Below are 598 nucleotides of genomic sequence, written 5' to 3' on the forward strand. Positions count from 1 at the left end.
CATAAGCTTATCGTCATGATAAGTGTAAATGGTGGAGCTATGCGGGATCGAACCGCAGACCTCCTGCGTGCAAGGCAGGCGCTCTCCCAGCTGAGCTATAGCCCCATTTACATGCAGTTGAGATTAATATCAAGTATCCAATCATAAGATTGGCGAAGCCAAATCGAATTTTAACAAGTTAATTCAATGCGACGTTTAGTTCTTCACTAAACGAGTATTTAATTAACGCAGATAAAATGAAGATTTGGTGGGTCAGAGTGGACTTGAACCACCGACCTCACCCTTATCAGGGGTGCGCTCTAACCAGCTGAGCTACAGACCCATTCTTTTTGGTCTTTTAATCCTTACTCGGCGTTACTTTCTTCGTTTCTCAGTCATGTGCTAAAGCACACTCCCTGCGAGACTCATCAAGTGCCTTGATTAAGAATCAAAATCCTCAAAAATACCTTTCGATATCTTTCTCTTTCTTCTATCAAGTAATCTGTGTGAACACTCACATGCATTGCTGCACTTTAGGTATTGAGTTAGTCGTATAGGTAAGGAGGTGATCCAGCCCCAGGTTCCCCTAGGGCTACCTTGTTACGACTTCACCCCAGTC

The 598-nt window shown here is 43.8% G+C and carries 2 tRNA genes and 1 rRNA gene; all 3 read right to left on the minus strand.

Going from position 1 to position 598, the window contains the following annotated elements:
- Positions 1–29: 29 nt before the first annotated feature.
- Positions 30–105: transfer RNA gene (locus H5123_RS20360), tRNA-Ala, on the minus strand.
- Positions 106–245: 140 nt separating this feature from the next.
- Positions 246–322: transfer RNA gene (locus H5123_RS20365), tRNA-Ile, on the minus strand.
- Between the two features lie 215 nt (positions 323–537).
- Positions 538–598 (minus strand): 16S ribosomal RNA (locus H5123_RS20370); the annotation flags it as partial.

It is taken from the genome of Shewanella sp. SR43-4, from assembly GCF_014163845.1.
Taxonomy (GTDB): domain Bacteria; phylum Pseudomonadota; class Gammaproteobacteria; order Enterobacterales; family Shewanellaceae; genus Shewanella; species Shewanella vesiculosa.